The sequence below is a fragment of the Nocardia beijingensis NBRC 16342 genome (assembly GCF_001612785.1).
Lineage (GTDB): Bacteria > Actinomycetota > Actinomycetes > Mycobacteriales > Mycobacteriaceae > Nocardia > Nocardia beijingensis.
The window spans coordinates 16,990-41,752 of sequence record NZ_BDBC01000051.1; the positions used below are offsets into that span (position 1 = coordinate 16,990).

A 24,763-nucleotide genomic window follows, 5' to 3' on the forward strand; every position below is an offset into this window, starting at 1 on the left:
CGTTGCCCCATCCTCATTCTCGTCGTGGTCCTGCTTGTTTTCTCATTCGATCCACTACTCCGGCTATGAATTCGGTGACGGCATCCAGTTCCGCCACATAGGCCCAGTAGTCGGGGTGGCGCCCCGACAGTGTTTCGCTGATTCGGTCGATTCGTGCCGCTTGCGCGTCGAGCACCGAACCCCATTCGGCGACCAGCCCGCGGCTCACCGCGAGCATCTGCGCGTCCCGCAGCCGGAATCGTACGGCCTTGGCGTGTTCTTGCGGGTCGGACCGGATCGCACGCAGCAGAGCCAGCCGCTTGGTGACGGCGTCGACTCGCTGCTCGGCCTCGGCGAGGAACCCGCGCGCGGATGTGGTCAGATCAAGTGCAAACTCCGGATTGTTCTCTGCCGCCGCCGCACGCGCCCTGCCCAGGGCCGCGTCCGCGGCCTCGATGGCTCGCTGGCTTTCCCGCTCATTGTTAGCCAAATCGGCCGAACTCGCAGCATTGAACTCGCGCAGCAGCGCCGAGAATGCCTGCGGAACGCCTTCGGCCCTGGTCCGGACGGCGGCAATGCGGGTTGTCACCGACGATATCGCGTTGGTCGCCGCCGCGGCCCGAGATGGCGCTTGCGCCAGAGCATCAGCCAGCTCCTTGGTGGCCGCCCGGAGACGGTTCGCGGCCTCACGCACGGTGCCCGAGGCCGTGCCCGAACCCGCCGCTTCCAGTGTGACCAGCGCCTCATCGACCGCCGCCGCGTGCCTGCGCACCGAGGGGTAGTCCGCGAACTCCGATTCGGCGGCCCGCCCGCGCACACCGGCCGCGTCGGCCTTCACCTGCTGGACCAACTGCGGCACCGCGCCGAGCACCGCCACCGCCTCTTCCAGCTTGCCCCGGTCGCCGCGATAGAACTCGTCGACCGCGCGCGCCGCGTCGGTCAGTTGCCGCACCGCGGCGTCGACGCGTTGCCTGCCCTGCGGCACCGGAGGGCCGCCTTGCTGCGCGGCCTCCAGCTCCGCGCTCAGCGTCAGATACAGCTCCGCGGCGCCATAGCACCTGTGCCGCACCGGTTCCCAGCGCGCGCCCGTGCCCCGGTCGGGGAAGATCTGGTCGGCCGCGTGCACCGCCGCCTCGGCCGCGCTCTGCCGTCGGTCCATGTCCAGGAACGCGGTCGCGAGCGTCGCGCGGGCATGCTCGATCCACTCGTCGTTTCCCGACGAACGGAACCATCCACGCCTCCGGCCTGCCACGCCCCGATGGTAGGAGATCTTCCTGTTCGCCGGGGGTTACGCGGGTTCCTACGCAAGTTCGCGGAAACCTACTACTGTCGATGGCGTCCCCGGCGATTCGGACATGCTGGGAACCAATGACGGACTATTGAAAGGGAATCCCGCATGGGTGTCAGTTTGTCCAAGGGCGGCAATGTCTCGCTGACCAAGGCGGCGCCTAACCTCACCGCTGTTGCGGTCGGCCTGGGGTGGGATGTGCGGACCACCACCGGCACCGACTTCGACCTCGACGCCAGCGCCATCGCTACCGGCGCGGACAAGAAGGTCCTGTCCGACCAGCACTTCGTCTTCTTCAACAATCTGCGTTCCCCCGAGGGCTCGATCGAGCACGCGGGCGACAACCGGACCGGCGAGGGCGAGGGCGACGACGAGGTCATCAACGTCGACCTGGCGAACACCCCGCCCACGATCGAGAGCATCTTCTTCCCGGTCTCGATCTACGACGCCGACTCCCGGTCGCAGTCCTTCGGCCAGGTCCGCAACGCCTACATCCGCGTGGTGGACCGCAGCAACGGCGAGGAGCTCGCCCGCTACGACCTCACCGAGGATGCCTCCACCGAGACCGCGATGGTCTTCGGTGAGCTGTACCGCAACGGCGCGGAGTGGAAGTTCCGCGCGATCGGCCAGGGTTACGCCTCCGGCCTGGCGGGCATCGCCCGTGACTACGGCGTGAACGTCTAAGGAACACTTCGCCGTTCACAGGGGGCCCGGCGACGGGCCCCCTCGTCGTGCGACCCAGGCATGCCGGCGCCCTGGGAGCAACGTTGGACAACCGGCGATCCAGCGGCCACCCTGGTAGCAACCGTCGCCGCCTCGTTCTTCACTCACGAAAGGTCCCAGCGTGGTCCTGCGCATATTCGGCATGTCCCTCGTCGTCACGGTGCTGTCGCTCGTCGTCGCCGTCGTGTACGGCGGACCGACCGCCCTCGCGCTCGCCGCGATCCTCGGCATCCTCGAGGTGTCGCTCTCGTTCGACAACGCCGTGATCAACGCCACCGTCCTGGAACGGATGAGCGCGTTCTGGCAGCGGATCTTCCTCACCGTCGGCGTGTTGATCGCCGTGTTCGGCATGCGGTTGGTCTTCCCGCTGGCGATCGTGTGGATCACCGCGGGGCTGGATCCGGTGCGGGCCTTCGACCTGGCCCTCAACCCGCCCCCGGACGGCGCCCTGACCTTCCCCGACGGCAGCCCCAGCTACGAGAAACTGCTCACCGACGCGCACCCGCAGATCGCGGCGTTCGGCGGCATGTTCCTGGCCCTGCTGTTCCTCAACTTCATCTTCGAGGAGCGCGACATCACCTGGCTGAGCTGGCTGGAGCGGCCGCTGGCCAAGGCGGGCAAGCTGGACATGCTCTCCGTGGTGGTCGCCGGCACGGGTCTGATTCTCACCGCGGAGTTCATCGCCGACGAGGCGCACCGCTCGACCGTGCTGGTGGCGGGTCTGCTCGGCATGATCACCTACATCGCGGTGGACGGCTTGGGCTCGATGTTCCACACCGAGGAGCACACCGAGGGCGGCCCTTCGGAACTGGTCAAGGCCACCGGCAAGGCGGGCTTCTTCCTGTTCCTCTACCTGGAGGTGCTCGATGCGTCGTTCTCCTTCGACGGTGTGATCGGCGCGTTCGCCATCACCTCCGACCCGATCATCATCGCGCTCGGCCTCGGCCTGATCGGCGCCATGTTCGTCCGGTCGATCACGGTGTACCTGGTCCGCAAGGGCACGCTGTCGGAGTACGTCTACCTGGAGCACGGCGCGCACTGGGCGATCGGCGCGCTCGCGGCGATCCTGCTGATCTCGATCGGCGTGCACATCAACGAGGTCGTCACCGGCCTGGTCGGCGTCGCGTTCATCGGCGCGGCGTTCATCACCAGCATCGTCCGCAACGGCCGAGCGGACGAGGAGGAACTGGACAGCGAACGGGAACCGACGCCGGTAGGCTGATTCCCGGCAAGCAGCCGAAGACCCGTTGCGGCAGCGGCCCCATCCCGAGGATGGCCGCTGCCGCTCTCGTTTCCACAGAGGGGGGATCCGCGCCATGGGGACCAACGACAACCCCGGCGGCGTCAGCCTGTCCAAGGTGACCCTGTCGAAGGCGACACCGAGCATCAATCTGACCAAGCCGGGTGAGCAGCAGGGCACCATGCGGGTCAACCTGAACTGGTCGAGCGGTCCGAGGGGATTCTTCCGCCGCGCCAAGGCCATCGACCTGGACCTCGGCTGCCTCTACGAACTGTCCAACGGCGCCAAGGGCGTCGTCCAGGCGATCGGTGGCAACTTCGGCACGCTGGAGGGCGAGCCCCACATCCGGCTCGACGGCGACGATCGCAGCGGTTCGGCCGCGGCGGGCGAGAACCTGCACATCGATCTGTCCCGGCCCGAACTGTTCCGGCGCATCCTGATCTTCGCCTTCATCTACGAGGGCGTGCCCAACTGGGCCGCCGCCGACGGCGTGGTGACGCTCTACCCCACCTCCGGTCCGCAGGTCGAGGTCCGCCTCGACTCTCCGGTGGACGGCGCCCGCTCGTGTGCCGTCGCCCTGCTGCAGAACCAGGGAGCCGGCATCACCGTGCACCGGGAAGTGCACTACGTCAACGGCGCCCAGCGCGAACTCGACCAGGCGTACCAGTGGGGTATGCGGTGGCAGGCCGGTCGCAAGTAGGTCACCGCGGCACCGGCACCGGCTGCCGCCGGATCACCGGCGACGCCGTCGGCTTGCGCGCGGCGAACACCAAGCCCACCAGGCCGACGGCCAGTCCGGCGACCGTCAGCGGTCGCAGCGGCTGATCGATCAGCAGCCAGGCCAGGATCGCGGTCACCGCGGGCGTCGCGAAGAACAGCTTGCCGACCCTGGTCGCGTCCCACCGGCGCAGCATGGCGTTGAGCAGCAGGAACGCGGCCATGGAGTTCACCAGCACCATCCAGATCAGCGACCCGGCGAACCGGCCGGCGTCCGACACGTGCACCTGACCCGACAGCCAGGCCAGCGCCCCGGCGATCGGCGCGCTGATCGCCACGTGCAGCGCCGTGGCGGCCCGTGGATCGACGGCGGGCGTGAACCGCTTCTGGTATACGGTGCCGATGCTCAGGCCGAGCAGCCCTGCCACGCACAGCAGCAATCCGGTCAGGGAGAAGTGGGACTGGTCGAACACGGCGAGCGCGACTCCGACGCCGCCGATGCCGAAGCCGAACCACTGCCGCATCGTGACGACTTCGCCGATCAGTCCGGCGCACAGCGCGATGACCACCGGATTCAAGCCCTGCACCAGCGCGATCACCGCCGCCGAGACATGTTCGGCCATCGCGGTGTAGAACGCGCCGAACTGGACCATCTGCATCAGCAACCCGGCGATGAGCACGTGACGCAGTTGACCGCCTTGCGGCCAGGTCACCCGCGCGATGAAGGCGTAGGCCGTCAGCAGCACTCCCGCGACGGCGAAGCGCACGAACAGCACGAAGAGCGGCGGCGCGGCGCCGACCCCGATCACCCCGGCGATGAACGCGCTGCTCCACAACAAGACGAACAGCGGCTGCGCGGCCACCGTCGCGAATCGGCTCTGCACGGAACCTCCCTGAGTAACCATCTTGGGTGGTTATCACGGTGACATCCGCGCCACTAACCTGTCAAGACGGTTACTATGGGCACGTGTTCACCTTCGTGAGCGGCAACCTCGCCCTGGACTTCGCCGGCACCGTCAAGGCGCGCTCGACCACATTCGAGGACGTCCTCACCAGCCCTGCCGCGCTGGCCGACTGGATCGTCGCCGCGCGGTTGCTCGACAACCCCCCGCCCAGCGACGCGGACACCCTCGCGCGGGCGGTGCGCTTGCGCGAGGCGGCCTACCGCATGGCGGTGGCCTGCACCCGCGACAGCGCCTTCGACGATGCCGACCGCCGGACCGTCAACGAATTCGCCGGCAGCGCCCCACCGTCGGTCAGCCTGCGTCCCGATGGGACGGTCCTCCGCGCCGGCGATGCGGACGCGGCCTTGGCCGCCATCGCCCGGTCCGCAATCGAGCTACTCGGCAGCAGGGCGCTCGTCAAAGAGTGCGGTCGCGCCGCATGCACCCGGCTGTATGTGGACACTTCCCGCGGCGGCTCCCGCCGGTGGTGCGACATGACCTTGTGCGGCAACCGCGCCAAAAGCGCCGCCTTCCGGGCCCGGCACGGTGCGCCCTAGACCACCGGGACCAGCTTGCGCGTGCCGGATGGCGAAACCCGGGCAGACGTCGAACGATCTCCGCGCGGCGCCGCCCACAGGAAGACGAAGAAGAACACGATCAGCAGGCTCGCGCGCCCCCACACACCGAATTGGACGATGCGTTCCATCAACTCGACCGAGGTGCCCTGACCCATCGAATAGAAATAGCGGAACACCCCGATCCCGATGGCCGCGTCGGCGACGAGATAGCCGCCGATCCACCACCAGGGGATCTCGAGCAGCACCAGGAACGGCACCAGCCAGAGGGTGTACTGCGGGGAATGCACCTTGTGGAACAACAGGAATCCACACAGCATCGCGCCGCTCACCCCGACCCATGGGAACACGCCGGTCGCCAGATAGCGCCGCCAGCCGAGCACCATGGCCAGTGCGAACGCCGCGAGCACCAGCACGGGCGAGGCGACCGAGACCACTTGCTGGAACGCCGCCTCGCTGCGCGCGTCGGGACCGAACATCGGCCGAAGTCCCCAGTACCAGATCGAATTCGTGGTGATGTCGGCCTGACGCAATTGCTGGAACGTGATGGACGCGCGCCAGCCCTCATATCCCACCAGGGCGAACGGCAGGTTGACCACGACGACGGTGCCGATCGCCGCCGCCGCGGTGAGCAGCGCGCCACGGACGTCCGGCTCGCGATCGCCGCCTCGCGCGTCGCGCTCACCGCCGCCGGTCAGCACGTAGGCCAGCAGGGGCAATACGAAGATCCCCGGATACAACTTGAGGCAGAACCCGAGCCCGAGCAGCACCGCGGCCACGATGCCCCTGGTGCGCACGGAGTAGCGGGTCAGCGCCGCCATCACGTAGACGGCCGCGACCGCCGTGCACACCACCGGAAGCTCCCAGTTGTGGAAGGCGTACAGCACCAGCGGCGGTCCGGCCGCCCACAGCAAGGCCGCGCCCCCGGCCAGGCGAGCCAGCATCCATGCGGTCAGCAGCGCAAAAGGCGCCAGCAACAGCGCCGAGTACCGCAGGAAATCGGCGTCGTTGTCCGCGCCGACCGCGCCGATCCACATCAGCACGCCGCTGAGCACCGGATACTCCACCGCGCCGCCGACCAACGCGCCGCCGTCGGTGATGCCGCCGTTCACATAGGGAAAGACGTGCTCGTTGATATCCCGGCCGAGCCAGAGGAATTGGATATCGGAATAGCAGACGTCCGAATCCTTGACGACGTCGAAAACCGTGCTTCGCCCGTCCCGGTCGAACGGCGCACCCGCACAGCGCGCCTTGTTCGCGTAGGCCAGCGCGAGGACCAGGCCGCAGAGCAGCACCACCACCACGGCGAACGCCGCGCGGCGTCGCACACCACCCGCGGGCAGGTCGCTGGCGGCGAGTCCGGTCGGCATGGATCCACCCTAAGCGGACGCTCCCCGGCGTGGCGCCGTTCCCCTTCCTACGGATGTGAACGCGGCGTCCGACCGCAGGGGGCCGGGGCGGCGCGCCGGGGCAATTTCACTGCTCAGCCGCCGCTCATGTAGCCTGTTCGGGTTGCTGACGCAACGACCCTCCTGCCACGGACCGTCCGTGGCCGTTTCCTAGTCCACAGGAGGTGATTGGTCCGTGCGTCATTACGAAGTGATGGTCATCCTCGATCCGAGCCTGGACGAGCGCACTGTTGGTCCGTCGCTGGACAACCTGCTCAGTGTCGTTCGCACCGAGGGCGGCAAGATCGACAAGGTCGACATCTGGGGCCGCCGCAGGCTCGCCTACGAGATCGCCAAGCACGCCGAGGGCATCTACGCCGTGGTCGACCTGACCGCCGAGCCCGCCACCGTGAGCGAACTCGACCGCCAGCTCGGTCTCAACGAGTCGGTGCTGCGCACCAAGGTTCTGCGCCACGACAAGTAGTCCGGCAACCCTCGTTTGCGTCAGAGCCTGTGCCTAGGCTCTAGCGCAACAGCGAGACGCGGACTGCACACCGAGCAGGAGGAACCACATGGCAGGCGACACGGTCATCACCGTCATCGGAAATCTGACGGCCGACCCGGAGCTTCGATTCACACCGGCGGGACAGGCGGTGGCGAATTTCACCGTCGCGTCGACTCCCCGTGTGTTCGATCGCAATTCGAACGAATGGAAAGACGGCGAAGCGCTGTTCCTGCGCTGCAATATCTGGCGCGAGGCCGCGGAGAATGTCGCCGAAAGCCTGACCAGGGGTTCCCGTGTCATCGTGAGCGGACGACTCAAGCAGCGCTCCTACGAGACCCGCGAGGGTGAGAAGCGCACGGTCGTCGAGCTCGAGGTCGACGAGGTCGGTCCCTCGCTGCGCTACGCCACCGCGAAGGTCAACAAGACCAGCCGCGGCAGCGGAGGCGGCGGCTTCGGGTCCGGCTCCGGCGGCGGTGGCGGCTATGCCTCCTCCGGTGGTGGCGGTGGGCGTTCCGGCGGTGCCGAGGACGACCCGTGGGGCAGTGCGCCCGCGGCAGGCTCCTTCGGGGGCAGCCGCATGGATGACGAACCGCCGTTCTGAGAACGGCCACAACGGCCCGGCCGATTCGGGCCATCACTGATTACGGAGTACAAGACCATGCCTAAAGCGCCCGCGCGCGAAAAGGTGCTGAAGAAGAAGGCTTGCTCGTTCTGCAAGGAGAGCAAGACCGGAAGCGTCACGATCGATTACAAGGACACGGCGTTGCTGCGCAAGTACGTCAGCGACCGCGGCAAGATCCGTGCCCGCCGCGTCACCGGCAACTGCGTGCAGCATCAGCGCGATATCGCGGTTGCGGTCAAGAACTCGCGTGAGGTCGCCCTGCTGCCTTACGTGTCGACGGCTCGCTGAGAAAGGGAGGCACGCCAATGAAGTTGATTCTTACCGCTGATGTGGACAACCTCGGTGCCCCCGGCGACACCGTTGAGGTCAAGGACGGCTACGGCCGCAACTACCTGCTGCCGCGCGGCCTGGCGATCGTGGCCAGCCGTGGCGCGCAGAAGCAGGTCGAGGGCATCCGCCGGGCGCAGGAAGCCCGCCGGGTCCGCGACCTGGACCACGCCAACGAGCTGAAGCAGGCCATCGAGGGCCTGGAGTCGGTCTCCCTGGCGGTGAAGACCGCCGGCACCGGCAAGCTGTTCGGTTCGGTGACCCAGTCGGACGTCGCGGCGGCCGTCAAGGCGGCGGGTGGCCCCGTCGTCGACAAGCGCAGCATCGAGCTGCCGAAGGCGCACATCAAGACGACCGGCAAGCACGGCATCGCGGTGCACCTGCACCCCGACGTGGTGGCGAAGTTCGACCTGACGGTCACCGCCGCCTGATTTCAGGGCATTACATCGAGGACCACTCCCGTCTGCGGGCGGGAGTGGTCCTCGGTTGTGCCCGCTGCTACGCACTGATTAGTAGCCAGCTATTTGCCGAATGAGCGAGAGCGTCATTCGGGACAATCGGGGCGCCGTCGCGCACTTCACCGCCGCCCTGTTTTCCCAGCCTGTGGATTACTGGCGGAACCGACCGTCCGCAATGTGATTCAGGTCATATGCGACTCACGTGCTGTTAACCCAACACGCCCGGCTGTTCAACTTGGCCGACACGCCGGTACTTCATTAATCCACACCTGGAAAAGCGCGGAAGTCCATGTCTATCTGCGTATTCGACCCTGTCGACCTGGGTTTTCCCCAAGTTGTACACAGGGGCTGCACACGGTTGGGTGAACTCTCCCCAAGTTATCCACAGCTGTGTGCACAGGGCGGTTTGGTACCCACCCGGCAGGTCGCCTAGGTTCGTCGCATCGCCGCGCGCCGACCGCTTCATGGCGCGCGCACGGACCGGTGCCGCGGCGGTAGCTGGAGCCCTGGTCAACGGCTTATCCGAACGTGTCGGTGCCCGGGAGTAAAACGAGTCGACAGGGTGCATCCCGGTCGTGGGGTAGAGAGGACGGTCGAGTCTGGTGACAACCACCGATGACCGCGGGCACACGGATTTCCCGCCCGAACCTCCCGGCGAAGACTTCGGCCGCCAGCCTCCGCACGACATGGCGGCCGAGCAGTCGGTGCTCGGCGGCATGCTGTTGAGCAAGGACGCCATCGCCGACGTCGTCGAGGCCCTTCGTCCCGGCGATTTCTACCGTCCTGCCCACCAGGCCATCTACGACACGATCCTGGATCTCTACGGGCGCGGCGAACCCGCCGACCCGGTGACCGTCGCCGCGGGCCTCGACCGCCGTGGCGAACTCAAGCGCATCGGCGGCGCCCCCTATCTGGTCACGCTCACCCAGACCGTGCCCACCGCGGCCAACGCGGGCTACTACGCCGAAATCGTCGCCGAGAAGGCCATTCTGCGCCGCCTGGTCGAGGCGGGCACCCGCATCGTCCAGTACGGCTACGCGGGCGCCGACGGCCAGGACGTCGCCGAGGTCGTCGACCGCGCCCAAGCCGAGGTCTACGAGGTCACCGAACGTCGCACCAGCGAAGACTTCCTCCCCCTCGAGGAATTGCTCCAGCCGACGATGGACGAGATCGACTCCATCGCCAGCCGCGGCGGCATATCCCTCGGCGTCCCCACCGGTTTCACCGAACTGGACGAAATCACCAACGGTCTGCACCCGGGCCAGATGATCATCGTCGCGGCGCGGCCCGGCGTGGGTAAGGCGCTGGCATTGGACACTCCACTGCCCACGCCGACTGGATGGACCACCATGGGTCAGGTGCAGGTCGGCGAAGAATTGCTGAATGCCGACGGCTTGCCCACCCGTGTCGTCGCGGCCACCGAAATCCTGACCGGACGCCCGTGCTACGAAGTCGAATTCTCCGACGGCAGCGTTCTCGTCGCCGACGAACAACATCAATGGCTCACCGATACGAGGGCATCCCGGCGGTCGAAGCGGGCTCACGCCGAAGTCCGCACCACCGGGGAAATCGCGAAGACGGTGCGGTGCGACACCGCTGATCGCAGGCTCAACCACTCGATCACCAACGCCGCGCCGCTGCAGTTGCCTGCGCGCGCATTGCCGGTGCCGCCTTACACACTGGGTGCCTGGCTCGGGGACGGAACGTCCGCCGCCGCACAGCTCACCTGCGCCGACCCTGAGATCATCGCGCGCATCGAAGCCGAGGGAATCGTCGCCGTGCCGTCACGGTCGGCTCGGCTGCGCTATCAGCTGAGGTTGCCTGCCGACGAGCCGATCGCCGCACGCGAGTGCGTGATTTGTGGAAAGGAATTCATTCCCTTCACCAGCGAGGTTCGCACCTGCGGGCGGTCTTGCGGCGGAAAGGCACGGTTCCATTCGGCTCCGGTACCTGCGCCTCGTTGCCCGAATTGTGGCGAGCGTTCGATCGGTCTGCGCCTGTGCCAGAGATGCCGGAACACCGTCGGCAGCCTGCAGGCGCGTCTTCGGTCCCTTGGCGTTCTCGGTGACAAGCACATTCCCATCGAGTACCTTCGCGCATCCGAACAGCAGCGCCGTTCCCTTCTGGCCGGCCTGCTCGACACCGATGGCACGGTGACACACGGCGGTGCCGTGCAGTTCTGCGTCACGAACGCCCGGCTGATCAGCGATGTGTACGAACTGATTGTCAGCCTGGGTTACCGCTGCCATGTGTCCACGAAACGAGTCCCAGGGCGTTCGGAGGAATCGTCCACCGCGTACACCATCACCTTCTCAACCGACGACGAGGTGTTCGGCCTGTACCGGAAGGCCGTACTTCAGAAGGAGCGGCGCGCGAGCCACAGCACAGCGCGTTCGAACTCGCGTTTCATCGTCGACGTGCGCCGGATCGAGAGCGTGCCGGTGCGCTGCGTCGAAGTGGACAACGCCGCTCACCTGTATCTGGCGGGACGCTCGATGATTCCCACCCACAACTCGACCCTGGGAATGGATTTCATGCGCAGCTGCTCGATCAAGCACGGCTTGGCGAGCGTCATCTTCTCGTTGGAGATGAGTCGCACCGAGATCGTCATGCGCTTGTTGTCGGCGGAGGCGAAGATCAAGCTCGGGGATATGCGGTCCGGGCGGATGAGCGACGACGACTGGACGAAGCTGGCGCGGCGGATGAGTGAGATCAGCGAAGCACCGCTGTTCGTGGACGATTCGCCGAACCTGACGATGATGGAGATTCGCGCCAAAGCGCGGCGTCTCAAACAGCGCCACGATTTGAAACTCGTGGTGGTGGATTACCTCCAGCTGATGACGTCCGGAAAAAAGGTCGAATCCCGTCAGCAGGAAGTCTCCGACTTCTCCCGCAATTTGAAACTGCTGGCCAAGGAACTCGAAGTGCCGGTAGTCGCCATCAGCCAGCTCAACCGCGGTCCCGAACAGCGAACCGACAAGCGCCCCATGGTGTCCGATCTCCGCGAATCGGGCTGCATGCCCGCCAGCACCCGCATCCTCCGCGCCGACACGGGCGACGAAACCACGCTCGGCGACCTGCTGTCGAGTGGGGAACAGCCGTTGGTGTGGTCGCTCGATGAACGGATGCGGATGGTCGCGCGGCCGATGGTGAAGGTGTTCTCCAGCGGGCGCAAAGAAGTGTTCCGGCTGCGCCTGGCATCCGGCCGCGAAGTGGAAGCGACGGGGAACCATCCGTTCTTGACCCTGGATGGCTGGATTCCGCTCGACAAGCTGTCGGTCGGCGACCGACTCGCCACTCCTCGCCGGGTACCGGAACCGGTGCACACGTCGCGGATGCCCGATGCCGAGGTCATCCTGCTCGCCCACATGATCGGTGACGGCTCCTGCGTGAAGCGGCAGCCGCTGCGCTATGCCAGCATCGATGAGGAAAACCTGGCGGTGGTCACCGAAGCAGCGACACATTTCGGCGTCACCGTCGCTCGTGACGACTACGCGGCAGCGAGGGTCACGACACTTCGGCTGCGCGCTCCGAACCGACTCGCCCGCGGCAAACGCAATCCGATTGCCGCGTGGCTGGATGAACTCGGCCTGTTCGGTCTGCGCAGCTATGAAAAGTTCGTACCCAAGCGTGTCTTCGCGCTTCCCAATGATCAGATCGCATTGTTCCTGCATCATCTCTGGGCAACGGACGGTTCCGTGCGCTGGGATGCGAAGGGACGTCAGGCGAGGATCTACTACGCGTCCACCAGCCGCCGCCTGATCGATGATGTAGTCCAATTGCTGCTGCGCTTGGGCGTGCACGGCCGCATCAAAAAGGTCGCCAAGACCGGTTACCGGGATTGTTGGCATCTCACTATCGACGGCGCGGAGAATCAGACGATCTTCCTGCGTGACATCGGGGTGCACGGTGCACGGGGGCAGTCCGCCCGAGCAGCCCTTGCCCAATTGGAGCCGATGACACGCAATACCAACGTCGACACGGTTCCTCGCGAGGTTTGGTCGAAGGTTCGTACGCTGCTGAGCGCCAAAGGCATGACGCACCGCGAATTCTCGGCGGCGATGGGTTCACGTTTCTGCGGATCGACCATGTGGAGGCACTCGCCCAGTCGATCCCGGCTCGCTCGGGTGGCAGCAGTGCTGGAAGACGCGGAAATCGAAATGTTCGCCACGAATGATGTCTTCTGGGACAAGATCGTCGACATCACCAGCCTCGGTGAGCAGGACGTCTACGACGGCACCGTGCCCGGGACACACAATTTCGTCGCGCAGGGAATCTCGGCGCACAACTCCTTGGAACAAGATGCGGATATGGTCATCCTGCTGCATCGTCCCGACGCTTTCGAGCGCGACGACCCGCGCGGCGGCGAGGCGGACCTGATTCTCGGCAAACACCGTAACGGTCCCACCGCCACAATTACCGTCGCCCACCAATTGCATCTTTCGCGGTTCGTGGACATGGCGCGCGGCTGAGTTCTGCTGGCGATGAGCATCGGGGCGCCGCGTGTGTCCGTATGCCATCGCGCCGCGGCGTCGTCGCTGTGCTCTGGCTCACTTCAGGCGAGGAGGCACTCGGCCGCTCGAACCCTTCCATCCGGAACCGAGTAACGCTCGGGGCCCCGACCACGACGTCCTCGGTGACGTATGGCCCGTCGGGGGGCTTGTCCGTCCACTTTGTCGGTGTATGGAATGGGAATCAGGACATGGCTCTTCGCGAGTTCTTCGCGCGGCATCGTATCGCTTCGGCGGTCGCCGCACCGGCGGCGTTGGGAGTGGCGGCGGTCGTCGCCGCCTCGTTGGCGCTGACCTCGACGCCGGAAACCAGGGAAACGCAGCTCACGACATCCGTCACGGAGTGCCGCGACATGGTCACCATCTCGGTGGCCGGCCGCAACGACACTCCGGTGGAGGGGACCACCAAGATGCTGGTGGACGCCAACGGCAACCCCTTGCCCGCAGCGCTGTCGGGCGATCACAGCAGCGAGTGGGTCGATCCGGTCGTCAACGCACCTGCCGACGACGTCGATCCGGACGCGTACGCCGCGGTCTACATCGCCTATCCGGCGAATATGTCCACCTACGAGGACGCCGTGAACGCTGGTGTCGCGAACACCGAACGGGTGATGCGGGAGATCGCCCAGGCGTGCCCCGACACCAAGTTCTCGATCGTCGGCTACAGCGAGGGCGCCGACGTCGTCCGCCGCGTCGCGATGAAGATCGGCCATCAGGAACCCGGCCAGGACGGCGCCTACGGGATCGTGGACCCGGACGACGTCGTCGGCGTCGTCATCCTCGCCGATTCGGGTCGCTCGGCGGGCGACGGGCCGTTCCCCGGATCGAAGGACCCGTTCGGCAACCCGGACGGCTTCGACCAGAAGTATCAGAACGGCGCCAACCCGGTTCCCGGGCGGGGCGCGGTGCAGGGCACCAGCGGTGACTTCGGCGCGCTGAACGGCAAGATCGCGTCGTTCTGCTCCGACGGCGATCTCACCTGCTCGGCGCCGCAGAACATCTCCCTGCTGCAATTGGTGGTCAATGTCGGCAGGCAGTTGAACGTCGACGCGCTCGAGCGCGACGGGCTCACGCCCGCGACCGGTCAGGACGTCGCCGTGGTCCTCGGGCGGATCGCGATGGCGGCGTTCGCGGACATCCAGTCGCAGCCGAACTGGATGCAGAGCGACGAGACCTTCTTGCAGGTGCTGTTGCGGGTGTCGGACCCGGCGTACAAGCCGGGGGAGAAGAAGGCACCGGCTCAGGCGGAGGCGATTTCCACGAACGAGATGTCGCCGCTGGCCTACCTGCCGCAGAAGGTGCTCAACGAGATCGTCGGACTGATCGTGACGAACCAGAACACGATCCCGGTCATTCTGAGCGACCCGTACAACCTCACGCTCGGGCCGAACCACACCGGTCACCACTTCGACTACTGGGACGACGCCGACCCCGCCGCGGGCAAGCCGCTGACCTCGGCGGAGTACGCCGCCGCCTGGCTCACCCATCTGGCGAAGCAGGCGCAGGCCGGTAAGCAGGTCGACCCGACGTCCAAGCCGCAGGCGGCGGATCTGGCCGCCGTGTACAAGGCGGTGGAGACCACCTCGGCGACTCCGACGACCGAGCCCGCCAAGACGTCGACCACGTCGCAGGCACCGACCAGCGCCGCACCCACGACGACCAGCGCCGCGCCGACGACGACCGGAACCACGCAGCAGCCGACGACGACGGCGCCGAGCTCGAGCACCACCTCGGCGCCGGCGGTCACCACGCCGCCCGCTCCGGCTCCGGTCGCGGCTCCGGTCGAGACGACCAAGCCCACCACTACGGAATCGACCACGACGACTACGCAAGCGGCGCCGACCACGACCGCGAAACCGTCGAACTGATCGACCCACGGGCCGCGATCAGCCTCCGGGCGTGATCGCGGCCCTCGGCGTCTTCGCTCAGAAGGCCACTCGGATTCGCCTGCCGACGCGCGAAGAGTGCGGCGTAATCGGCAGACCGCCCGACGGCCACGTCAGTCGTGCACGGCCCGGAGGTTTCGGCCGAGCACTTCGATGCGATGGCGTTGGAGCTGCGCGAATTCCTGGGGATGATGGATCTCGACGCTCAGCCGCCCATCGAACGTGCTGATGACGCAGGTACCGCCGCCGGGTTGCTGCGGGCGGCGTCCGGTCAGGTCCGGCTTCGCGAGCATGGTGGAGTGGAAGTCGTCGACGCGCAGCTCGTCCTGCGCGGGGAGCGGCGGGATGGTGCCCCAGTTGGTCGCGATGACCACGCCGGGCAGGGCCGGTCGCGGCGCCGCCGCCATGTCGGGGATGCTCAACGGTGTGCGCTGCACGATGCCCGCGGACAGGCCCGCGTGCAGCGCCGCGCCGATGCCGCGGGCTGATTCCACCAGCGTCACGTCGGATGCGGGGGACAGGTAATTGGCGAAACCGAGGACATTGGTCCCTTCGGTGGCGCCGATCGACGGGCTGACCCTGGTCCGCAGGTCGACGGAGTACAGGTAGAGCAGTCCGGTGAGCGGGAGTTCGCGGATCTCGGCTTCGGTCCGCAACAGCGCGGCCGACACCAGACCGTGCACCGTGACGTTCTCGCGGTGCCCGACGGCGACCAGCGCGGCGGTCTCCTCCCGGGTGAGCAGGCATCGGGTGGTGCGCAGCGTCGGATAGTCGTCCTCGCGCGGCGGCGGGACCTGCGGCGCGGCGGCGGCGTTCGCGGCGCCGGGCAGTGCCATCTTCTCGATGCCTCGCGCCGCGAGCAGGTGCTCCACCGGTTCTGGGAACGTGTGTACCGGCGCGTCGAGAGTGGCGCCGCCGAGCGCGTCCCGGTACCCGGCCCAGAATGCGGTGACGATGACGAACGCGTGGAACGCGTCCGCGACGCTGTGATGGAGCACGAGGGTGACGCAGGCGGTATCGCCGTCGCGTACCACGCACAGTCCGCAGACGCCCGTGCGCTGGTCGAATTTCGCTCCGCTGAGGGGCGATTCGGGGTCGCCGTCGGCGACGAACATCTGCGGCGGGGCATCCGACGCGACGAAGACCCGACCACCATCCGCGGCGGACTCGATGCGGGCGCGCAGCACCGGGTGCGTCCTGGCGACGGACTCCAAGGCGGCCGTCAACGCGGACAGGTCCAACCGGCCGGATACCCGTGCCGCATAACCGATGAAGACCTCGCCCGCGGCGAACATCTCCTCGCTCGGGGCAAGTCGGCGGATCACGTCGACCACGATGATGCCTTCCCTTCGCTTCCGGCGAAGACTAGCCCGAAGACCGTTGTCTGCGCGCATCATTCGCTCAAATGGGACGAACAGGACAGCAACGGGCGTGCCCTGGCGCCTTACCGGAGCCGGGAAGCTGGACGTGTCGGATGATCGGATCACCTGGCTAAGCTCCCAGTGGTCGAAAGCGAGGGGAGCATGTTCCCAACCTCCGGCGCCGAGTCGGTCACCGTCCGTCCGCACCGCGGAGCGGTCGCGCGATGACCCGCCGCGGGTGGGCGCTGTTCCTGGCGATGGGCGTGATCTGGGGCGTGCCGTACGCGATGATCCGCGTCGCGGTGGTTGACCTCGACCCGATCGTGGTCGCGTTCGGCCGCACGCTGATCGGCGGCTTGCTGCTCCTGCCGGTCGCGCTGTACGCCGACGCGCTGGCGCCGGTGCTGCGGCGGTGGCGACCGCTGCTGCTCTACACCCTGATGGAGATCACCGGGCCGTGGTTCCTGATCGGGTACGCCGAGACCACGCTGCACAGCTCGACGGTCGGCCTGCTGATCGCGGCGGTGCCGCTGATCGCCGTGGTGATCGTGACCGTGCTCGGCCACGACCGGTTCGACGCGCGCCGGGTGGCCGGTCTGCTCGTGGGGTTCGCCGGCGTCGCCGCGCTCGTCGGTTTGGACGTCGACCTGGGGAACCCGGCGGCCATTGCCGCGATCGGGCTGACCACGGTCGGCTACGCGGTCGGGCCGATCGTCATCAATCGCGCGTTGGCCGATCTGCCCCCGCTCGGTGTGGTGACCGCGTCGCTGCTGCTCGCGGCGGTGATCTACGCGCCGTTCGCGGGATGGCTGCGCCCGTCGCGCCTCACCGCCGACGCGGCGTGGTCGGTGCTCGGGCTCGCGGTGGTCTGCACGGCCGTGGCGTTCCTGTTCTTCTTCGCGCTGATCGCCGAGGTGGGCCCGGCCCGTGCCACGGTGATCACCTACATCAATCCCGCGGTGGCGATCCTGCTCGGCGTCACGGCGCTCGACGAGCCGCTGACCGCGGGCATGGCGATCGGCTTCCCGCTGGTCATCCTCGGTTCGGTCCTCGGAACCGCGCGTGGGCGCGGCGAAGTGGTCCGTGCGGACGCGCCGGCCGCGCCGGAGGCCGCCGCCCAAGTACCCGAGAGGTGATCGCCACGGCGCGCGGACATGGCAGTCGCACCGTCGCCCGGGCATTCGATCCGGGGAGTAGGTAATACGCTGCTCGGGGTGTTGCATCCGACCGAAGACTTCGCAGACGAACATCCCGACGTGGCCGTCACCCGCGCCGCCTACGACGACGTCGCCGATCTCTATACCGAGCTTTTCCGGGATCACCTCGCCGGCGCGGTGCTCGACCGCGCGATGCTCGGCGCGTTCGTGGAATCGGTGGCGCGCAACGGTTCCGGGCCGATCGCCGATCTCGGCTGCGGACCCGGACGGCTCACCGGCCATCTCGCGTCGTCGGGGGCAAGGGTGTTCGGTATCGATCTCTCGCCGCGCATGGTGGAGCTGGCCCGCGCGGAACATCCACAGCTGCTTTTCGCGCAAGGGTCGGTGGAGCGACTACCGATAGGCGACGAGGCGCTCGGCGGCGTGGTGGCGTGGTATTCGTTGATCCACCTCCCGCCGGATCGCATCCCCCACGTGTTGAGTGAGTTTCATCGGGTACTCGCGAACAAAGGGCACGTGTTGCTGGCCTTCCAGACGGCGGACCACCCGGATGCGGTGGAAGCCTTCGACCACAAGGTGACTCGTGCTTACCGGTGGGCGCCGAAGCGTCTCGCGCGCCTGCTCGGTGACGCCGGGTTCACCATGGTCGCTCGGATGGTGCGCGAGCCGGATCCCGAGGAGCGGTTCGGGCAGGCCTACCTGCTGGCCTCGAAGGTTCGGTGACGCACCGAACACGTTCGATCCGGTCCGGGCGCGTCCGTCGGCGGGTAGGTTTGTCGTGTCGCGGTGGCTTCACGGCTGCGCGGGCCCGCCGACAACGTGGTCGATTCGAACTCCGAACATCTTCACCATGTCGTCAGGGGGCGACTCATCATGGAATTCATCGCGCCGGTCGATGCCGTCTTCTTGCTCGCCGAATCCCGGGAACAGCCGATGCACGTGGGAGCGCTGCAGCTGTTCGAGCCGCCGGAGGACGCCGGGCCGGACTTCGCCGCACAGGTGCACGACAGGCTATTGGGCAATACCGACGTCGATCCGGCATTCCGCAAGCATCCCGCCACGATCTTCGGCTCCCCGCAGATGGCATGGACGTACGCCGACGACGTGGAACTCGACTATCACGTGCGGCGGCTGGCCGTCCCCGGGCCGGGGCACATGGACCAGCTCGTCGAGCTGGCCGCCGGGCTGCACAGCGGTCTGCTCGACCGGCACCGCCCGCTGTGGGAGTTCCATCTGATCGAGGGCCTTGCCGACGGCAGGTTCGCGCTGTATTCCAAGATGCATCACGCGTTGATCGACGGCGTTTCCGCACAGCGTCTCCTGCGCCGCACGCTGGCCAGCGATCCGGCCGCGAGTGCCACGCGCGTGCCGTGGCACCTGCCTCGGAGCAGGCGCGGCACGCGGTCCGGTGCGGGAAGCACGGCGCGCACTCTGGTCTCCGCCGCCACGTCCGGCGCGTCGGTGCTGCGTGCCGCGCGCACCGCGCTGGCGCGACAGCAGCTGACCCTGCCGTTCGCGGCGCCGCGCACCATGTTCAACGTGCCGATCGGCGGCGCGCGGCGCGCGGTGGTGCGGTCCTGGCCGTTGGAGCGGTTGCAGCAGGTGAAGAAGGCGACCGGCGCGACGCTCAACGACGTGGTGCTCACCATGTCGGCGGGCGCGCTGCGAAGGTACCTGCTGGAACGGAACGAGCTGCCGGACAAGCCGCTGGTCGCGATGGTGCCGATGTCGCTGCGGGCCGAGGACGACGAGGAGACCGACGGGGTGAAGGTCGGCGCGGTGCTGTGCAACCTCGGCACCGACATCGCCGATCCGCTTGGCCGTCTCCAGGTGATCGCGGCGTCGATGCGCGACGGCAAGGACGTGTACCGCACGCTGTCGTGCAACCAGACGATGGCGTTGTCGGCGTTGATGCTCAGCCCGCTGGCCCTCAATCTCGTGCCCGCGCTGATTCCGTGGACCAAACCGGCCTTCAACATCGTGATCTCCAACGTGCCGGGGCCGCGCGAGCCGATGTATTGGAACGGTGCGCGGCTGGACGCGAGCTACCCACTGTCGATCCCGTTCGACGGCCAGGCGGTGAACATCACGCTCACCTCCAACGCGGGCAATCTCGACTTCGGCCTGGTCGGCTGCCGCCGCAGTGTGCCGCAACTGCCCCGTCTGCTCGATCACTTGGAGGCCTCGCTCGCCGAACTGGAGCGTGACATCGCCTGACCCGGCGGCGCATTCCGCAGAAAACTAGAACGTGTTACTGTCGATGCATGGTGCAACGGCCAGTCGACGAAGCCGCGGCCGCTTCATGGCGATATCAGCGGCTCGCGGTGGACTCGACGTGCGGCGACCGGGCCGAGCCGAGCGCCACTTATGCAACTCGTTCTAGTACATCTGCGCCGCGCCGTTCGCGGCGGAGCAGTTAGGGAGACCAGCACGCCATGCGTACCGAAATCTGCGAACGGCTCGGGATCGAATTCCCCATCTTCGCCTTCACCCACTGCCGCGACGTGGCGGCCGCGGTCAGCAACGCGGGCGGACTCGGCGTGCTCGGCGCCGTCGGCTTCACCGCTGAGCAGCTCGAGGTCGAGCTGGCCTGGCTGGACGAGCACGTGCAGGGTGTCTACGGCGTCGACCTGGTGATTCCTTCGAAGTACGAGGGCAAGGGCATCGATGGACTGAGCCCGGAGGAACTCGAGGCCAAACTGGCCGAGTTGGTCCCCCAGGGGCACCGCGACTTCGCGGAGAAGATCCTCGCCGACCACGGTGTGCCCAAGCTGCCCGAGGACGAGCACCACAACCAACTGCTCGGCTGGACCGCGACCACCGCGGGACCGCAGGTCGAGGTGATCCTGCGGCATCCGAAGGCGAAGCTGGTCGCCAACGCCCTCGGCACCCCGCCGGAGGACGTGATCAAGCAGGTGCAGGATTCCGGCCGGTTGATCGGCGCGCTGTGCGGTTCGGTCAAGCACGCGCTCAACCACAAGCGCGCGGGTCTCGACTTCGTGGTGTGCCAAGGGACCGAGGGCGGCGGCCATTGCGGCGAGGTGTCGTCGATGGTGCTGTGGCCGCAGGTCATCGACGCCGTCGGTGACCTGCCGGTGCTGGCCGCAGGCGGCATCGGCAACGGCCGCCAGGTGGCCGCCGCGATGGCGATGGGCGCCGCGGGCGCGTGGACCGGCTCGGTGTGGCTGACCGTCGAGGAAGCCAACGTTCCGCCCGCCCAGATGCAGACCTACATCGACGCCACCAGCCACGACACCGTGCGTTCGCGCGCATGGACCGGCAAGCCCGCCCGCATGCTGCGCAACGACTGGACCGAGGCGTGGGAGCAGGCCGATACGCCGGACCCGCTGCCGATGCCGCTGCAGATGATGGTCGCGCTGGACGGCGTGAAGCGCGGGCACCGCTATCCGGAGGCCGCCAAGGACGTCAACTTCAATCCGGTCGGCCAGATCGTCGGCATGATGAACCGGGTGGAGCGTTCCGCGGACGTGGTCAACCGCCTGATCCAGGAGTACGTCGAGGCGTGCGAGCGCCTCAACAAGCTCAACGGCGGAGCCTGAGTCCCGGCATCGGTTCCGAGGCGGCGACGCCGCGCGGTGCGGCCGCGCGGCGTCCAGCCGGTGGAGTCCGGGATGATCGCACCGGCGTCGAGGCGGCCACCCTCGCGCCGGTGCGATCGCCGGTGCACGGCTTCGGGTCGATCGCACGGCATAGCAGGACTCGCCGCTCGTGCTGTCGCTCAGACGTTTTCGGCACGGTCGGCCCTTCCGCCGCAGGCCGAGCACCTTTGTCGATGCGGGACCGATTCATCCCATTCGCACCATGCGGTGTCTGAGTCGGATCCTGTCGCAGAATCCGGCGGCAGGGCCGTTTTCGAGGCGCTGAGCGGACTCGGACAAGAGGGCCGCCGAAGAACGTCTCAGACAGATTGTGCGGCGTACGAAACGGCTACGCCGTCGCGGCCCGGTGCTCGTCGGCGCTTGCCTCGACGCCGACCACCAACTCCTCGAAGCGCGCGACGACCTTCTCGTGGTACATGCCGAACAGATCCTCGAACAGCGCCAGCTGAGCCTCGCTCGGCCCCGATCCGGAGTCCCACACCGCGGCCAGCGCCCGCCAGACCAAGACATGCAGATCCGGCGCGCCGGCGAAGTACGCCTCGACCGCCTCCGGCACCTCGAGCACCGTCTCGCCGATCGAGTTCAAGATCGCGCGGTGCATCGGGAGTCCGAGCGCGGTCAGCAGTCTGCGCACCAGCGCGACCTCGAGCGCGAGCATCTGCCGCAAGTCCGGATCCTGCTGGCGCGCCAAAGATTCGAGTTCATCGATGGTGGATTTGGTTTCGGCCGAATCGATCCGCTGCTCCCCACCGGTGTAGGAGAGCAGCGCCTCCAGCACGAGATTGCGCTCGACATCCACGATGTCGCGGAACATCTCCATCGCGATGTCCGGCATGGGAATCGAGAATCGGAACAGCTGGCGGTACACGTCCACCCCGCCCGCCTCCCGGACGTCACGGATCGTGAATCCTTTGCCGCGCCGGGCTTCGACGAAACCGTACGACTCCAGCCTGCCCAGGGTCAGCTGCGCGGTCGCGCGGTTCATGTCGAACTCCTCGGCGACCTGACGCACCGACGGCATGAGATCCCCCGGCTGATATTCCCCTGCGGCAACCCGGCGCGCCAGCTCGTCGGCAACGTCGGCGACCACCGTCTGGGATCCCATCGAAGTCACCTTTCGACTACTTTCGAATACGTCCCAGACAGTCTAAGCCCTACTGTCCGGTACTGCACCTGTGTCACACTTGTGCCCGCGACTGTGAGGTGAGTCATGACCATCCGGCCCATCGGAGAGCGCCCCGAGGAGGGGGCGACGGGCAAGCGATCCCGGCTTTTCGCGTCGCGTTCCCACGGTAAACCGCCTGTTCACGGCGCTGTTCGCGGCGCCAAGCTCGCCGCGCTCCCGATGGCGTTCGCCGGACGGCAGGCGGCGGGCCTTGGCAAGCGGGCGCTCGGCAGATCGGCCGAAGAAGTCAATCGCGACATCCAGCTCCGCACCGCGCAGCACATCTTCGAGGTGCTCGGCGAGCTGAAGGGCTGCGCCGCGAAGCTGGGGCAGCTGCTGGCCATCTACGAACTGGCGCTGCCCCGAGAGCTGGCCGAGCCGTATCGGATCGCGCTCAGCAGGCTGCAGGACGCGGCGCCCGCGATGCTGCCGCACACCGTCCACGCCTCCATGGCCGACAGCCTTGGAGCGCAATGGCGTTCGTATTTTCGCGATTTCGACGATCGACGCGCCGCAGCGGCCTCGCTCGGCCAAGTACACCGCGCGATCTGGCACGACGGCCGACCGGTCGCGGTCAAGGTGATGTATCCCGGCGGCAGGCAGGCCGTAGCGCGCGATCTGGACCACCTGCGCCGCATCTCCTATCTCGCCGCGGTTTTCCTGCCCGGCGCGGACGTGGCGGCGGTGACCGAAGCGATCTGCGCGTCCGTCGCCGGGGAACTCGACTACGCGGCGGAGGCCGATCATCAACGGGCCTTCGCGGCGGCCTACGCAGGCGATCCGGACTTCCACGTGCCTAATGTCGTTGCGCAACAGGGCGATGTGCTGATCAGCGAGTGGATCGATGGCACCCCCGTACCGCGCGTCGTCGCCTCCGGCACGCAGGCCGAGCGCGACCGGGTCGGCATGCTCATGGTCCGCTTCGTGACCTCGGGCTGGGCCAGGCACGGCCTGCTGTACGCCGATCCGCATCCGGGCAACTTCCGCGTGCTGCCGGACGGCAGGCTCGGCGTGATGGATTTCGGCGCGTGCTGCGCCTGGCCGCCGGAGGGTTTCGGCGAATTGACGCTCGACTGCTGCAAAGCGATATTTCGCGGCGGCCCAGGCGATCTGGCGGACGCCACGCGCAGACACGGTTTCGTGGAGAACGGACGCGCCCTCGACAGCGATGCGCTCTACGCCGCGATCACTCCGTGCGGTGAGCCCTTCCGGCACGAGACCTACCGCGTGACCACCCGCTGGTTGCGCCGACAAGTGCTGCGCACCACCAACCCTCGACTGACCAACGTGGTGCGGCAGATGACCATGCCCGCCTACTTCACGCCGTTCGCCCGCTCGTTCCTGACACTGGTCGGCGTGCTCGGTCAATTGGAGACCGAAGGCCCTTACCGCGACGAAATCGTGCGCTGGGTACCGGAATTGAGCGAGGCGTTCGTCTCGGACGAGGCGGCGCGGACGGCTTCGCCGACAGTGGATCTGGCGGCCGCGCGAAGGAGACGCGCCGAGGCGGGCAAACGGGACGTGCCGACGGGGTAATGTCGAACACAGTGTAAAACAGGCGAATTCGGCATGACCCCGCTTGGAAGTGCCGAATCGGGCATTTTCGTCTTCATTGTCTGGGACAGATGCGAGACCGACCCGCCGGTGGTCGAAATTTCAACGAATCACCGCCGCAGCCACGCGCGCCACTGCGGAGCGACGAGCGCGGCCAACTCCGCGTAACCCGCGGCCGCCGGATGTGCCCCGTCACCCGCGCGCACGTCGGCCGACCACACCGGGTTGTCCCGCAGTGGCTGGTGCACCCGCACGTACGGCACTCTAGACGCGGCGCAGACCTGGGCGAACCGTTCGTCGAGCGCGGCGGTGCGGGCGTTGTGCTCGTCGTCGGCGATCGGCGGCGGAGCGACCATCAGCACCGGCCACCCCCGCTCGGCCGCCTGCGCGAGCAGCTCGCCCAGATTGGCGACCGACTCCTCGGGCGCCACCCGCGGACCACCGTTCTCGTGCATGGTGTCGTTCACGCCGAACGACAGCACGACCCGCGCGTCGACGCCCTCCGGCAGGCGGGGCGCGCATTCGGCGTGGAAGCGCCGCACGATCTCGGCAGACGTCTGTCTGCGCACCCCGAGGTTGTAGGCCGTCAGCGGAAACCCTTCCGCGTGCGCAGTGGACACGAGCCTGCCCGCCCACCCGAGAAAACCCGGGTCGCCGACACCGGCGACGAACGAATCCCCGACGAAACACACACGTAGATCACGGCTCACCCACGTGATCCTGACAGGCCGGGACCGGCCCGC

Annotated in this window: 21 protein-coding genes; 15 read left to right on the forward strand and 6 right to left on the reverse strand. The window is 67.5% G+C overall.

Annotation, left to right across the window (positions count from 1 at the left end; translation table 11 throughout):
• Positions 1-13 precede the first annotated feature (13 nt).
• Complete coding sequence (locus tag NB3_RS25470; RefSeq protein WP_244892074.1) at positions 14-1,231, reverse strand: hypothetical protein; 1,218 nt, start codon at positions 1,229-1,231, stop codon at positions 14-16.
• A gap of 144 nt (positions 1,232-1,375) precedes the next feature.
• On the opposite strand from NB3_RS25470, the gene NB3_RS25475 reads away from it, so the two are divergent.
• From NB3_RS25475 to NB3_RS25485, 3 genes are all read left to right on the forward strand, one after another.
• Positions 1,376-1,951, forward strand: coding sequence for a TerD family protein (locus NB3_RS25475; protein WP_067808425.1), 576 nt, complete (start codon positions 1,376-1,378; stop codon positions 1,949-1,951).
• Positions 1,952-2,111: 160 nt separating this feature from the next.
• Entirely contained in the window at positions 2,112-3,212 is a 1,101-nt protein-coding gene (locus tag NB3_RS25480) for a DUF475 domain-containing protein (RefSeq protein ID WP_067808427.1), read from the forward strand.
• Positions 3,213-3,306: 94 nt separating this feature from the next.
• Positions 3,307-3,930: a TerD family protein gene (locus tag NB3_RS25485; RefSeq protein WP_067808430.1), complete on the forward strand. Its 624-nt coding sequence runs from the start codon at positions 3,307-3,309 to the stop codon at positions 3,928-3,930.
• A 1-nt stretch (position 3,931) separates the two neighbouring features.
• On the opposite strand, the gene NB3_RS25490 is transcribed toward NB3_RS25485, so the two are convergent.
• Positions 3,932-4,831, reverse strand: a complete 900-nt coding sequence (locus tag NB3_RS25490) for a DMT family transporter (protein ID WP_244892075.1) — start codon at positions 4,829-4,831, stop codon at positions 3,932-3,934.
• 83 nt (positions 4,832-4,914) lie between these two features.
• Between NB3_RS25490 and NB3_RS25495 the strand changes: the two genes are divergently transcribed.
• A complete protein-coding gene (locus NB3_RS25495; RefSeq protein ID WP_067808432.1) occupies positions 4,915-5,448 on the forward strand; it encodes a CGNR zinc finger domain-containing protein in 534 nt (177 codons plus the stop codon).
• On the opposite strand, the gene NB3_RS25500 is transcribed toward NB3_RS25495, so the two are convergent.
• The gene (locus NB3_RS25500) at positions 5,445-6,836 is read right to left on the reverse strand and encodes a glycosyltransferase family protein (protein WP_067808434.1); all 1,392 of its coding nucleotides are present in this window, start codon (positions 6,834-6,836) and stop codon (positions 5,445-5,447) included. The two genes, NB3_RS25495 and NB3_RS25500, sit on opposite strands and share 4 nt — an antisense overlap.
• Positions 6,837-7,050: 214 nt before the next feature.
• On the opposite strand from NB3_RS25500, the gene rpsF reads away from it, so the two are divergent.
• From rpsF to NB3_RS25530, 6 genes are all read left to right on the forward strand, one after another.
• Entirely contained in the window at positions 7,051-7,338 is a 288-nt protein-coding gene (rpsF, locus tag NB3_RS25505) for a 30S ribosomal protein S6 (protein ID WP_039803204.1), read from the forward strand.
• A gap of 88 nt (positions 7,339-7,426) precedes the next feature.
• Positions 7,427-7,960, forward strand: a complete 534-nt coding sequence (locus NB3_RS25510; protein ID WP_067808436.1) for a single-stranded DNA-binding protein — start codon at positions 7,427-7,429, stop codon at positions 7,958-7,960.
• 57 nt (positions 7,961-8,017) lie between these two features.
• A complete protein-coding gene (rpsR, locus tag NB3_RS25515) occupies positions 8,018-8,269 on the forward strand; it encodes a 30S ribosomal protein S18 (RefSeq protein ID WP_067808438.1) in 252 nt (83 codons plus the stop codon).
• Between the two features lie 17 nt (positions 8,270-8,286).
• Positions 8,287-8,739 carry a 50S ribosomal protein L9 gene (gene rplI, locus NB3_RS25520; protein ID WP_067808439.1) on the forward strand — a complete coding sequence of 151 codons (453 nt, stop codon included), beginning with the start codon at positions 8,287-8,289 and terminating at the stop codon, positions 8,737-8,739.
• A 629-nt stretch (positions 8,740-9,368) separates the two neighbouring features.
• Positions 9,369-13,238: a replicative DNA helicase gene (locus tag NB3_RS25525; RefSeq protein ID WP_067808441.1), complete on the forward strand. Its 3,870-nt coding sequence runs from the start codon at positions 9,369-9,371 to the stop codon at positions 13,236-13,238.
• Between the two features lie 230 nt (positions 13,239-13,468).
• A complete protein-coding gene (locus tag NB3_RS25530) occupies positions 13,469-15,145 on the forward strand; it encodes a cutinase family protein (protein WP_067808444.1) in 1,677 nt (558 codons plus the stop codon).
• 131 nt (positions 15,146-15,276) lie between these two features.
• Here the strand turns inward: NB3_RS25530 and NB3_RS25535 are convergent, their stop codons facing one another.
• A complete protein-coding gene (locus tag NB3_RS25535; protein ID WP_157112001.1) occupies positions 15,277-16,497 on the reverse strand; it encodes a phthiocerol/phthiodiolone dimycocerosyl transferase family protein in 1,221 nt (406 codons plus the stop codon).
• A gap of 251 nt (positions 16,498-16,748) precedes the next feature.
• Here NB3_RS25535 and NB3_RS25540 point away from each other — a divergent pair, with 251 nt between their 5' ends.
• The 4 genes from NB3_RS25540 to NB3_RS25555 all read left to right on the forward strand — a co-directional run bounded on the left by NB3_RS25540 (position 16,749) and on the right by NB3_RS25555 (position 21,241).
• Positions 16,749-17,660 (forward strand): DMT family transporter, encoded by a 912-nt coding sequence (locus tag NB3_RS25540; protein WP_067808448.1) that lies wholly within the window; start codon positions 16,749-16,751, stop codon positions 17,658-17,660.
• A 78-nt stretch (positions 17,661-17,738) separates the two neighbouring features.
• On the forward strand, positions 17,739-18,404 hold the full coding sequence (locus NB3_RS25545; RefSeq protein WP_244892077.1) for a class I SAM-dependent DNA methyltransferase: 666 nt from the start codon (positions 17,739-17,741) through the stop codon (positions 18,402-18,404).
• Positions 18,405-18,554: 150 nt separating this feature from the next.
• A complete protein-coding gene (locus tag NB3_RS25550; RefSeq protein ID WP_067808584.1) occupies positions 18,555-19,898 on the forward strand; it encodes a WS/DGAT/MGAT family O-acyltransferase in 1,344 nt (447 codons plus the stop codon).
• A 218-nt stretch (positions 19,899-20,116) separates the two neighbouring features.
• Positions 20,117-21,241: an NAD(P)H-dependent flavin oxidoreductase gene (locus NB3_RS25555; protein WP_067808450.1), complete on the forward strand. Its 1,125-nt coding sequence runs from the start codon at positions 20,117-20,119 to the stop codon at positions 21,239-21,241.
• A 388-nt stretch (positions 21,242-21,629) separates the two neighbouring features.
• Here the strand turns inward: NB3_RS25555 and NB3_RS25560 are convergent, their stop codons facing one another.
• Complete coding sequence (locus NB3_RS25560; RefSeq protein ID WP_067808452.1) at positions 21,630-22,406, reverse strand: GntR family transcriptional regulator; 777 nt, start codon at positions 22,404-22,406, stop codon at positions 21,630-21,632.
• A gap of 105 nt (positions 22,407-22,511) precedes the next feature.
• On the opposite strand from NB3_RS25560, the gene NB3_RS25565 reads away from it, so the two are divergent.
• The gene (locus NB3_RS25565) at positions 22,512-24,002 is read left to right on the forward strand and encodes an ABC1 kinase family protein (RefSeq protein WP_244892078.1); all 1,491 of its coding nucleotides are present in this window, start codon (positions 22,512-22,514) and stop codon (positions 24,000-24,002) included.
• Positions 24,003-24,130: 128 nt separating this feature from the next.
• Here the strand turns inward: NB3_RS25565 and NB3_RS25570 are convergent, their stop codons facing one another.
• Complete coding sequence (locus NB3_RS25570; protein ID WP_067808455.1) at positions 24,131-24,730, reverse strand: DUF459 domain-containing protein; 600 nt, start codon at positions 24,728-24,730, stop codon at positions 24,131-24,133.
• Between the last annotated feature and the right edge of the window lie 33 nt (positions 24,731-24,763).

Bases quoted from the DNA above. Each gene is read 5' to 3' on its own strand.
- NB3_RS25475 (WP_067808425.1), top strand. From the start codon at position 1,376: ATGGGTGTCAGTTTGTCCAAGGGCGGCAATGTCTCGCTGACCAAGGCG.
- NB3_RS25530 (WP_067808444.1), top strand. From the start codon at position 13,469: ATGGCTCTTCGCGAGTTCTTCGCGCGGCATCGTATCGCTTCGGCGGTC.
- NB3_RS25500 (WP_067808434.1), bottom strand. From the start codon at position 6,836: ATGCCGACCGGACTCGCCGCCAGCGACCTGCCCGCGGGTGGTGTGCGA.
- NB3_RS25540 (WP_067808448.1), top strand. From the start codon at position 16,749: ATGACCCGCCGCGGGTGGGCGCTGTTCCTGGCGATGGGCGTGATCTGG.
- NB3_RS25555 (WP_067808450.1), top strand. From the start codon at position 20,117: ATGCGTACCGAAATCTGCGAACGGCTCGGGATCGAATTCCCCATCTTC.
- NB3_RS25565 (WP_244892078.1), top strand. From the start codon at position 22,512: ATGACCATCCGGCCCATCGGAGAGCGCCCCGAGGAGGGGGCGACGGGC.
- NB3_RS25510 (WP_067808436.1), top strand. From the start codon at position 7,427: ATGGCAGGCGACACGGTCATCACCGTCATCGGAAATCTGACGGCCGAC.
- rpsR (WP_067808438.1), top strand. From the start codon at position 8,018: ATGCCTAAAGCGCCCGCGCGCGAAAAGGTGCTGAAGAAGAAGGCTTGC.
- rplI (WP_067808439.1), top strand. From the start codon at position 8,287: ATGAAGTTGATTCTTACCGCTGATGTGGACAACCTCGGTGCCCCCGGC.
- NB3_RS25560 (WP_067808452.1), bottom strand. From the start codon at position 22,406: ATGGGATCCCAGACGGTGGTCGCCGACGTTGCCGACGAGCTGGCGCGC.
- NB3_RS25550 (WP_067808584.1), top strand. From the start codon at position 18,555: ATGGAATTCATCGCGCCGGTCGATGCCGTCTTCTTGCTCGCCGAATCC.
- NB3_RS25485 (WP_067808430.1), top strand. From the start codon at position 3,307: ATGGGGACCAACGACAACCCCGGCGGCGTCAGCCTGTCCAAGGTGACC.